This is a genomic window from Hyella patelloides LEGE 07179 (assembly GCF_900659865.1).
Lineage (GTDB): Bacteria > Cyanobacteriota > Cyanobacteriia > Cyanobacteriales > Xenococcaceae > Hyella > Hyella patelloides.
Genome location: NZ_LR213997.1, coordinates 1 through 11,412 on the forward strand (window position 1 = coordinate 1; position 11,412 = coordinate 11,412).

Genomic DNA, 11,412 nt, shown 5'->3' on the forward strand with positions numbered 1-11,412 from the left:
AAATCACCTACCCCTAGTTAGAAATTTTTGTTTTATTCAATTTTAAAGTTTATTCAAAAATTTTTAAGTGAAATTACTTACTTATATTTTAAACTTTTGATGAAGTTCTCTTCTGATTTCAGTAAAGTTATGGTCATACTTGAATTGTAATTGTAGAATATATCTCAACGTTAATAATAATATTTCATCTTTACCGAAAATTAACTAATAAGGTATAAAAACTTAAGTGTAAACCCGTAGAAAGCATTAGATAACCGAAAATGGTTAAAAGGGATAAAGTAAACTGTAAAATAAGGGATTACAGCTTTTCAGCAAATTAATCGGAATTAAGTCGTTTATCTTTAGCTTATTCATTGTTAAATCTCTTTATTTTGTAAGTTTTAAGTTTAATTTTAATGACAAACAGCAAATTATTATCAATCTCATTAATTTTGATTCAAAAATTGTAACAAGGAATGCTACTTTCTTAAAAAAAATAGAAGATAAATACAAATTACTAACTATTGAATTCACAAAAATAAAGTAAGCGCAAAAGCGATAAGTAATAAAATGCAAAATGATAGCAACCTTACTCATGAACCTTGGCAAAAATTAATAATTTTTTTAAATTTTTTTCTAAATCCTAATAACTTCCTAATCAGAAACAATCAGATTGGAAAGCAGTTTGATGAAGGATTTGACCTTCGTTCTTCCCCCACTTTTAGAATAGTTGGTCGTAAAATAATTTACTTTTTCAGAACTTTATTTTTGATTTTTATCGATAACTCTGCGGTAGTTATCAGTTGGATATTGGTCAAGATACTAAACAATCTGTTTGTCGAAAATAGTTTGATTATTGAGATAGACGGCTTTAGGGGCGACCGAGTATTAAACGCTATCGTCATACTCAATCTGTTGATTTTTCTTGCTGCTGGACTTTACAGTACGAAAGATCGTAGTCGTAGGCTTCGAGATGTTGTTCCCGCTTGTTCTATTACCTACGGAACTTTTTTGGTATCACTTTGGGCTTTTTTAGGAGTTAATATTAATAGCCAATCGTTAATATTGTGTCTTGCTTTGCTCTGGCTAATTAATTTATTCGTAGTTTGTAGCGAACGCTTTGTTGTCTTTGAAACAATTACTTTCATTCGTAACTATTTTCTTCCTTTACGTCGTAAAGTTCTTTTAGTCGGAGTGACCAAAGATATTAAACATTGCCAATTTGTATTTGCTGAAACAAAATCTTTTGATATTGTAGAGACTTTAGACTTATATTCCTACAATAATGACGGATATTTTGAAGACATTTACCAACAGGTTCTAGAGCAAAATTTAGATGAAGTATTTATTTGTTCTTGGGAAGAAATTAAACACCAAACTAAGCTGTTTTGGAACTTGCAAACATCTGGAATTAGTTGGCGTATAATTCCTATCAAACAACCAATTCCCAGTCAGCCTTCTGAACTAGCAGATATAGAAGGTATTCCCACAATAAGATATACCAGTCCTACAATTGTTGGTATTGATTTTCTGTTAAAACGTATTTTTGATTTAGTAGTTGCAACTTCTTTATTAATAGTATTAGGTATACCAATGCTATTGATTGGGTTACTAATTAAGCTGGACTCTCCTGGTTCTGTATTGTACAAGCAAACACGTGTCGGACTAAAAGGAAGACAGTTTGAGGTTTGGAAATTTAGAACCATGGTCGAAAATGCCAGTCAATTGCAAAAGCAATTAGAAGCGAAAAATGAAGTTTCAGGAGGAATTTTATTTAAGATTTCCGACGACCCTCGAATTACTTTTGTTGGTAAGTATTTACGTCGCTATAGTTTAGATGAATTACCCCAGTTATTTAATGTTTTATTGGGGGAAATGAGTTTAGTAGGTCCTCGTCCATTACCAATAAGAGATGTGGATAAGTTCTCCGAACATCATCATTTTCGTCATGAAGTATTGCCAGGAATTACAGGTTTATGGCAAGTAAGCGGTCGTTCCGATACCAATTCAGACAAAGTATTTACCTTAGATTTTAGATATATTCAAAACTGGTCTTTAGCTTTTGATATCAAAATTCTTTTGAAGACTGTACAAGTAGTATTATTTGGCAAGGGAGCATATTAAGGTTTAAAGAAAAGATACAATTAATTGACTAAACATTTAATTGTTCCCTATGGCTTATCTTTAAGTGGTAAATCAGATTCTGTTAGTTACTTATCTGGTAATACATTGAGCATAGATTAAGCAAATCAACAGCAGGAGTAAAGTAATTTAGTGTATGATCGATAGCAATAATAATGAAAGTAGTTAGTTAGATAAAATCAAGTATAGTTGACAACAATTCGAGATTGTAACTCTACGGTAACTTATTAATTAAAATAATTAAAATGAACACAATCGAACAAAATGTTCACATCGATGAATATCTCGATTTTCAGAAGTATTGGCTAGTTCTAAAGCGTCGTTGGCTTCCAGCAACACTCACTCTATGTGGAGTTTTAGGTATTTCTTTGGGTTATGCACTATCTCAAGAACAGATCTATGAGGCTGAAGCAAAAGTACTAATTAAAAGTAATAAAACCGATACTTTATCGGGGTTTGAAAATGAGACAGGAAATATCGAAGTTATTTCAGAAGAGAGCGACCCTTTAGCGACAGAAGCCGAAATTTTACGTTCTCGTCCTATTCTAGAAAAGCTAATTAAAGAGCTTGATTTAAGAGATGAGGGAGGAGAACTTATTCGGTATCAATCTTTTCGCGAATCATTTCAAGTCAGACCAATAACGGGGACTGATATTTTAAACATCAGATATGAAGGTAACGATCCTGAAGTAGTAGCTTCTGTTGTCAATCAAGCTTTGATGTTGTATAAAGATCAAGACAGATTATCAAATCGCACTGAAGCAGTGGCAGCCAGAACTTTCATTACCGAACAGCTTCCTCAGGTAAAAGCAAACGTTCAAGAAGCAGAATCAGAATTACGCAAATTTAAAAACCAATATCAAATAGCTAACTTAACAGAAGAAACCAGTGCCACTATTAATAGCATCAGTAATATAAGAAGTCAAATTGATACTATTGAAGCAGAATTAGAAGACGTAAACGCTCGTTACTCTGCATTAAATTCTCAATTAGGTATTAGCTGGGAAAAAGCATCGGCGATCGCTACTCTGAGCCAATCTTTGGCTGTACAAACTATTTATGAGCGTTTACAACAGGTAAAAGTAGAGTTAGCAAGCACCCGTAATTATTTATCAAACAATGCACCTCAAGTAATTTCTTTGCAAGAAGAAGCAGCAGAGCTAGAGCAAGTTCTCAATCAAGAAATAGCTCAAACTTTGGGAGGTGAACAACAAGCTTTGCTCGGAAACACCAATATTCTAGCTTTAGGAGAATCTGAAGAAGGGCAAATTAATGAGTTTGCTAATCTGGGTTTAGAAAGAAAAGGTTTACAAAAAAGGCTAGCTGCTTTCAACAAAATCTATAGTTCCAATCAGGAAAGATCGAGTATTTTACCCCAGTTAGAAGAAGAGCAAAAAGAATTAGTGCGTCGAGTGGAAGCTTCTCAGACTACTTACGAGACTTTACTGAATAAGCTTCAAGAAATTCAAATCGCTGAAGAACAAGACATTGGAAAAGCACGTGTTGTCTCAGAGGCAGTAGTACCAGAGTTTCCCATTGGACCTCAGAAAAAAATGATGATGATTACTGGTGGTGCAATAGGTACATTACTGGGTATTGCGGTTGCCTTTTTAATCGATATCAGAGATAACACAATCAAAAATACTAGAGAAGCCGAACAAATGTTGCCTTATCCTTTACGGGGGGTCATTCCTGATTGCAAAGGAATCACTCAGGGTAAACAGCAGCCAGTATTAGCAGAATCCTCTTCTGCTATAACAGATGATGGCTTAATTTTACCTGTGAAGGAAGCTTTTCAAGACATTCAAATAAATCTTCAACTGCTAGATCCCAAAGAGAGAATCAAGACAATTGCCATTACCAGTGCTGTAGCCCAAGAAGGAAAATCTTCTGTTTCTGCCAATTATGCAATAGCCCAAGCTCAATGTGGAAAACGAATTTTACTTATAGATGGTGATTTGCGTCGTTCATCACAACACGATCTGTGGCAAATTCCCAATCAGATTGGTCTAACTAACGTTCTCAATCAAGAAGCAGAATGGTATGAAGGGGTACAAAATGTTAGGCCTAATTTGGATGTTTTAACTGCGGGTACAACCCCTGATAATCCAATAGCTTTATTGGACTCTTTATCAATGGCAGTTTTAATGATGAAATTATTGGAAAATTATGACCGCATTATTTTTGATACTCCTCCTTTAGTTGGTCTAGCTGATGCGAAGATTTTAAGCAAATTAGTAGATGGTTTGTTGTTTGTAGTGCGCCCTGGTGTAGCTAGTTATGACAGTATTGCTGCAGCTAAAAAAGTTTTGGAAACTGCCCAATTTAATGTACTAGGAGTTATTACTAATGGAGTCGATGTCGCTAAAGAGCCTTATGGTTATGAGCATTACTATCCAGATAAAAAGTACTTAGAGGCAACAAAATAAGACTATTTTTTGATGATGACTTAATATCAGGGTAATTACTTTGGATCAACTCACAAACAAACATAGGTGCATAACAGAAGAAGTATAAATTACATGCTTAATAAATTAAGAGCTGTAGATAATAATCTCAGTCCAGGATTAAGAAAAATTATTCGTAATATAGGTTGGTTATCTGCTGAGCGTTTATTAAGCATGATTATTTCCTTTGTTGTAGGAGTTTATGTTATTAGATACTTGGGTTCTGAAAGTTTTGGCAAACTTAGCTATAGCAGTAGTTTTGTAGCTCTATTCGCAGCAATAGCAAAGTTAGGGTTAGACAAAATAGTAGTTCGTAATTTAGTTAAACAAAAGAATTTAACTGGTGAAATTTTAGGAACAGCTATTATCTTAAAATTTATTGGTAGTTTAGTAGCTATTAGCTTAATCGGTGTAACTATTTGGCATTCTAGTGATGATATTCAGATCATTTTAATGACCTTCATTATTGCTTCGAGCTTAATGTTTCAGAGTTTTGATGTTTTGGATTTATGGTTTAAATCTCAAGTATTATCAAAGTCAATAGTCATAGTTAGGAGTAGCCAATTTATTATTAGTTCTCTAGCTAAATTATCTTTTATTTTTTTTAAACTACCTTTAATGATGTTTGCTTACTTGTTATTGGTAGATTCAATAATTAGAGCAGTAGGTATGACTGCCATATATATTAAGCAAAATCAATGTCGTTCAAAATGGAAATTTAAAAAATCTTCAGCAATAAATTTATTAAAAGACTCGTGGCCATTGATAATATCAAGTGTAATGGTTACTCTCTATATGAAGATAGATCAGGTGATGTTGGGCAATATGTCCAACAGTCAAGAAGTAGGAAATTATGCAGCAGCAGTCAGATTTTCTGAAATTTGGTATTTTATACCAACGGCGGTTAGTACCTCGGTATTTCCTTCAATAATTAAAGCAAAACAAAAAAGCGAGAAAGAGTATTATACTAAGTTGCAGCAACTTTATGATTTGATGGCGTGGATGTCTTTAACGGTCGCTATTCCCATGAGTTTTATATCCACTCATTTCATGACTGTTTTACTGGGACAAGAGTATGTTAAATCAGGTCAGATTCTAAGCGTACATATTTGGTCTGGGCTTTTTGTCTTTTTGGGTGTTGCTCGTAGTCAATGGCTAATGGCAGAAAATTTCACCAGATTTAGTCTTATAAGCACATCTTTAGGTGCTTTATCTAATATATTTCTAAATTTTATTTTGATTCCCGAACAAGGAGGCATGGGAGCAGCAATAGCTACTTTAATATCTCAAGCAGTTGCTTCTTATCTTGTTTGTTTATTTTATCCCCCCACTTTCAACACTGGAAAAATGCTCACCAAAGCACTATTAATTCCTTGGAGAATTAAACAAAATATAGCTTATATTAATGGGTTTAAAAAGACTTTTCTCTCAAAAATTTTCTAACTACAACTTTATCATTGGTATCCCAAGCAAATTTGAACTTATTATTTCAATGAAAACACCCATTGCATTTATCATTTTTAAAAGACCAGATACCACTGAAAAAGTATTTGAAGCGATTCGCCAAGCAAAACCATCGAAATTATTCGTAATTGCTGATGGACCTCGTAAAGATAAACCTGGGGAAGCAGAAAAATGTGCTGCTTCTCGTGCAATTATAGACAGGGTTGATTGGAATTGCGAAGTAAAAAAAAATTATTCTGATACTAATTTAGGTTGTAAAAAACGAGTATCTAGTGGTCTTGATTGGGTATTTAGTATGGTTGAAGAAGCAATTATTCTTGAAGATGATTGTTTGCCTCACCCTACATTCTTTAGGTTTTGTGCAGAATTACTTGAAAAGTATCGAGAAGATTATCGCATAGCAAGTATTTGTGGGACAAATGTTCAAAAGCAATGGCAATCTCAGATAGCAAGCTATCATTTTTCTATTTATGGGAGTGTGTGGGGATGGGCAACTTGGAAAAGAGCCTGGAAATATTATGATTTAAATACATCAGAGTGGTCAAAATCAGAATTTAAAAACGCAATCAAATACGCAATTTGCTCAGAAAAGCAGTATGAAGCCAGAAAAAAGCGTTTTGACAAGGCTTTTTCAGATCAAGTAAATAGTTGGGCAGCTAAGTGGCTTTTCGCTTGTCTTTTAAACTCAGGTCTATCAGTTGTTCCTGCGGTCAATTTAATTTCTAATATTGGTTTTACAGAAGAAGCAACTCACACTACTAAATCTAACAATGAAGTCGAAAATATTACTTTGTCTGAAATGGTTTTTCCTTTAAAAGAAAATAATTTAGTTGTTCCAGATAGAACTTATGATAATTGGGTTTATGAAAAATTGTATAAACCACCTAGCTTAGGAAAAAGAATAAGTAGTAAAATTATATCAATATTTCAAAAATAATACTTATTTGTCAAGATAATTTCTTAATGTATCTACAAACAAATAGTCAAGTTTATCAAAAAAAACATATTTTAAAAATGAGAAAGCTATTTTTTTATAACTTTTATAATAAAATATTATGTTACCGAATTTTTTGATTATTGGTGCAGCGAAGTCTGGAACAACCACATTGTATGATTGGTTAACTCAGCATCCACAAGTATATATGAGTCCTGTAAAAGAGACTAACTTTTTTGCTTTAGAAAATGCACAACTTGATTTTCCTCAAGGGACAATTCATCAAGGCTATCTCAAAAATTTTAAAACTACTATTACAGATTACAAAGATCAATTTACAGCAGTTTCTAATGAAGTAGCTATCGGAGAAGCTTCTCCTAGTTATTTGTATTACCCAGAAGCTAGTGCCAAAATAAAATCATATATTCCTGATGCTAAACTAATTGCGATTCTTCGTAATCCTTACGAAAGAGCTTATTCAAATTTCGTGCATCACTTGAGAGATAAGTTGGAAACTACTACAGATTTTGCTCAAGCTTTAGAGATGGAAAAAGAGAGGATCGAGAATAACTGGTGGTGGGGTTTTCATTATCTTAATGCAGGATTTTATACGGTACAATTAAAGCGGTATTTAGAAAAATTTGATGCAGAACAAATTAAAATTTATTTGTTTGAAGATTTAAAGAATAATCCAGATAAAACTTTAAAAGATGTTTTTCAATTTCTGGAGATCGACAACAGTTTTGCTGCTCAAAAACTCAATCAGTATAATGCAACTGGCGTACCCAAAAATCGTTTTTTTTATGATTTTTTAACAACTAAAAGTATTTTAAAAGAGCCTTTGAAACTGGTTATTCCCCAGGAAATTCGCGATCGCGTTGTCAGAAAACTCAAAAATAAAAGTCTTACAAAACCACAATTGTCTCCAGAAATCCGCAGCCAGTTAATTGATGCCTACCGTGAGGATATATTAGAACTGCAAAAATTAATTAAAAGAGATTTATCGGGGTGGTTAGAGTAGTGAAAGAACTGAAAGTATTGCTCATCAATTCGTCCGATAGCAAAGGTGGGGCTGCTCGTGCTGCTTATCGCTTACATCAAGGTTTTCAGCTTATTGAAGTTGACTCTCAGATGCTAGTGCAGGTCAAAAATACTAGCGATCGCCTAATAATAGGTTCACCTGCTCAATCAGGTATTGGCAAAGCAAGAACTGGTTTAAAACTAACTTTAGATCGACTACCCCTGAAACTTTATCCCAATGGTGGCAAGAGTAACTATTCTCTTCATTGGCTTCCAGACAAAACAGACTCTCAAGTTGCTCAACTTGCTCCAGATATCATTAATTTACACTGGGTTAGTGCAGGCTATCTAAAAATAGAGACAGTCGCCAAATTCAAGCAGCCTATAGTTTGGACTCTTCATGATATGTGGGCTTTTACAGGAGGATGTCACTACAATCAAGAATGCGAACGTTATATTGATAATTGTGGTTCATGTCCTCAACTTGGTAGTAAAAGGGATGGCGATTTATCCCGTTGGGTATGGAACAGAAAAAACAAAGCTTGGAAAAATCTGAATCTTACCGTGGTAACTCCCAGTGTTTGGTTAGCTAAATGCGCTCAAGAAAGTTCCTTATTTGGAGGGTGCAGAGTTGAGGTGATTCCCAATAGCGTGGATACAGATGTCTACAGACCAATTGATAAAAAAGTAGCACGAGATTTACTAAAATTACCCCAAGACAAACAACTAATTTTATTTTTGTCCCTCAAAGCAACCAGCGACAAGAGAAAAGGATTTCATTTCTTGCAACCAGCATTACAAAAGCTCAGTCAAGCTGGCTGGAAAGACAAATTAGAACTGATGGTTGTTGGTGCATCTCGTCCCGAAGAACCACCAGAATTTGGCTTTGAATCCCATTATTTGGGCACTTTAAACGATGATTTAACCTTGACCCTAGCTTACTCAGCAGCAGATGTATTTATCGTTACTTCTGTTCAAGATAACTTGCCCAATACTGTTATGGAGGCTATCTCTTGTGGTACGCCCTGTGTCGCCTTCAATATTGGAGGAATGCCAGACATGATCGAACATCAGCTAAATGGTTATTTGGCACAGCCTTATCAAATTGACGATCTGGCTCAGGGGATTGTTTGGACATTAGAAAACGAGCAACGTTATCAAAAACTCGCCGATTATGCTCGGCACAAAGCAGAAACCGAATTTGGGCTCAAAACCCAAGGAAGTCGCTACTTATCTCTGTTTAAAGAGATTTTAACAAATAGCGATCGCTAAATAAAATAGTTTTAAACATAATAAAAAAAATTATTTCAAACATATACTTAAATACACGGAAAAATTTAATTAAACTATGTACTACATAATCAGCTTGATAGCTAGAGATTAAGGATGATGAGATCAGACCAACAATCGCCTAATCATTGGGTAGAAAAGTTAGAAGTCGCAATTACAATTTTCTGGCTTCTTTATTTCATGGGTGTTAGTCTACCCGATCCTTTTCCTAAAAACATCAATGCCCTAAGCTATCCCATCATTGCTATTTTATTTGCCTTACACTGGAAGCGTCTATCTTGGGTAGCAACCAGAGACATTCCTCTTTTGCTTTTAGTAGGAACTGTTGTAGCTTCTGCTTTTTGGTCAACCAATATGCGAAGCACTCTAGAAGCCTCTAGAGGTTTTGTGCGTATGTTTCTGTTCGGAGCATACTTGACAACTTGCTATAGCTTGAAAACACAAATGAAAATATTAACCTGGGTTTTTGGCATAGCAGGAATTCTTAGCACGGCAGTTGTCTTACTCATACCAAGTTACGGAATTAGTTCAGTGCATATAGGGGCATGGGAAGGAATTTTTGCTCACAAAGGGATGCTGGGTGATGTAATGTCTATTGGAGCGATCCTTTTTTTGCTTAATGCTCTTCAAGAGAAAACACCAAATTGGATAGCTTGGGGTGGTTTTGGGCTTGCAGCAACGATCAATATCCTAACTGATAGTGCTTCTAGCTTGCTCTCTTTTTTAATTTTGCTTTCTTTAATTCCTTTGTATAACTTATTACCACAGCCCTACAAGCTAAAGGCAATTATTTTTAGCCTCGGATTAATTGGGATTGGTGTAATGGTGGTGTTTATTGTCGGAAATATAGATACTATCTTAGCCGAAGTTCTACAACAAAGTACTGACGGACGCATATCGATCTGGACTTTGATGATAGATAAAGTCTCAGAAGAACGACCTTTGCTTGGCTATGGATTTAACGCATTTTGGAGTTCTGATGCTGGTGCTTTCGTGGGTCGTTATGCATGGGAAGAATCCGTAGTTGCAACTGAGTTTAATTCTCACAGTAGTTATATGGAGTTGTATGTTAGCTTGGGTTATCTAGGAGTTGTTGTCTATGCAATTAGTTTTATTACAGTTTTTTTCAGAACAGTAATTCTATTACTTGCAACTAGAAAAATACAATTTTTATGGTTCATTCAATTTTTAGTATTTGCTCACGTAGCCGCCATCTCTAACGTGGGTAAAATTGCTTCTGGTGCTAGCTCATATTGGGTTATTTATGTGTCAATATGTCTTGCAACTGCAGTAGAGTATAGAAAAATACGCTACGGTCAAGTAAGCTCAATTAATACTCATAGATTACAAAAGTATCAATAGGAGATATGTATAAATTATGCAAAATTCCAAAGTTAAAGTACTTTACATTGCTGGTTTTGAGCGTAGTGGCAGTACCATTGTTAACAGAGTTCTGGGACAAATTAATGGTTTTGTTGCTTGGGGAGAACTGCGAGATATTTGGCAACATGGAATTATTGAAAATAGACCCTGTACTTGTGGCACTGACTTCGCAGGTTGCCCAGCTTGGCAAAAAGTATTTGATAAAGCCTTTAAAGGCGCAGACGAGATCGATACTACAGAGATAATCAAGTTGCAAAAGAGAAGTCGTTTAATGGTTTTACCCCACTATTTTGGGTTACTAAAAAATAGTTTTTTGAAACGCAAGGTTGGTCAATATCTAACCCATTTAGAAAAGCTTTATAATGCAATTCAAGCTACAACAGGCAGCAAAGTTATTGTTGATTCAACTAAAGCTTCTTGGTATGGTTATGTTCTGGGTCTATTGCCTTCTATAGATTTATGTGTAGTTCATGTAGTGCGCAATCCTAAAGGTGTTTGCTATTCTTTAGAACAGCACAAGAGCAAAGGAGAGCTTACTTCTCAATGGTATAATCCGTTACACGCTTCTCTATCTTGGAATCTCAAAAATTATGCAGTAGAGCTGCTGTTAAACTCTCCTCAAAAACGCTATTTAAGAATTAGCTATGAAGATTTTATTCAAAATCCTCAAATGGCGGTAGAAAAAATACTTAACTTACTTGATGAAAAAGTTACAGAATTACCTTTTGTTGATAAATCAACTGTCAAAATGAG

At 34.6% G+C, this 11,412-nt stretch carries 8 protein-coding genes; all 8 read left to right on the forward strand.

Annotated elements, in window-relative coordinates:
• Positions 1 to 549 precede the first annotated feature (549 nt).
• On the forward strand, positions 550 to 2,103 hold the full coding sequence (locus H1P_RS25500; protein WP_144872758.1) for a sugar transferase: 1,554 nt from the start codon (positions 550 to 552) through the stop codon (positions 2,101 to 2,103).
• A 263-nt stretch (positions 2,104 to 2,366) separates the two neighbouring features.
• Positions 2,367 to 4,550, forward strand: coding sequence for a GumC family protein (locus H1P_RS25505; protein ID WP_246141948.1), 2,184 nt, complete (start codon positions 2,367 to 2,369; stop codon positions 4,548 to 4,550).
• Positions 4,551 to 4,643: 93 nt separating this feature from the next.
• Positions 4,644 to 6,011 (forward strand): flippase, encoded by a 1,368-nt coding sequence (locus H1P_RS25510; protein WP_144872761.1) that lies wholly within the window; start codon positions 4,644 to 4,646, stop codon positions 6,009 to 6,011.
• Complete coding sequence (locus H1P_RS25515) at positions 5,974 to 6,969, forward strand: glycosyltransferase family 2 protein (protein WP_144872764.1); 996 nt, start codon at positions 5,974 to 5,976, stop codon at positions 6,967 to 6,969. The genes H1P_RS25510 and H1P_RS25515 overlap by 38 nt, the downstream gene beginning before the upstream one ends.
• Positions 6,970 to 7,087: 118 nt before the next feature.
• The gene (locus H1P_RS25520) at positions 7,088 to 7,987 is read left to right on the forward strand and encodes a sulfotransferase family protein (protein ID WP_222427231.1); all 900 of its coding nucleotides are present in this window, start codon (positions 7,088 to 7,090) and stop codon (positions 7,985 to 7,987) included.
• Positions 7,988 to 7,995: 8 nt separating this feature from the next.
• On the forward strand, positions 7,996 to 9,258 hold the full coding sequence (locus H1P_RS25525; protein WP_144872778.1) for a glycosyltransferase family 4 protein: 1,263 nt from the start codon (positions 7,996 to 7,998) through the stop codon (positions 9,256 to 9,258).
• Positions 9,259 to 9,372: 114 nt separating this feature from the next.
• Complete coding sequence (locus tag H1P_RS25530; RefSeq protein ID WP_144872769.1) at positions 9,373 to 10,638, forward strand: O-antigen ligase family protein; 1,266 nt, start codon at positions 9,373 to 9,375, stop codon at positions 10,636 to 10,638.
• Between the two features lie 16 nt (positions 10,639 to 10,654).
• On the forward strand, positions 10,655 to 11,412 hold a 758-nt coding region (locus tag H1P_RS25535; protein ID WP_144872772.1), incomplete at its 3' end, for a sulfotransferase.

Bases quoted from the DNA above. Each gene is read 5' to 3' on its own strand.
- H1P_RS25500 (WP_144872758.1), top strand. From the start codon at position 550: ATGCAAAATGATAGCAACCTTACTCATGAACCTTGGCAAAAATTAATA.
- H1P_RS25505 (WP_246141948.1), top strand. From the start codon at position 2,367: ATGAACACAATCGAACAAAATGTTCACATCGATGAATATCTCGATTTT.
- H1P_RS25510 (WP_144872761.1), top strand. From the start codon at position 4,644: ATGCTTAATAAATTAAGAGCTGTAGATAATAATCTCAGTCCAGGATTA.
- H1P_RS25515 (WP_144872764.1), top strand. From the start codon at position 5,974: ATGGGTTTAAAAAGACTTTTCTCTCAAAAATTTTCTAACTACAACTTT.
- H1P_RS25520 (WP_222427231.1), top strand. From the start codon at position 7,088: ATGTTACCGAATTTTTTGATTATTGGTGCAGCGAAGTCTGGAACAACC.
- H1P_RS25530 (WP_144872769.1), top strand. From the start codon at position 9,373: ATGATGAGATCAGACCAACAATCGCCTAATCATTGGGTAGAAAAGTTA.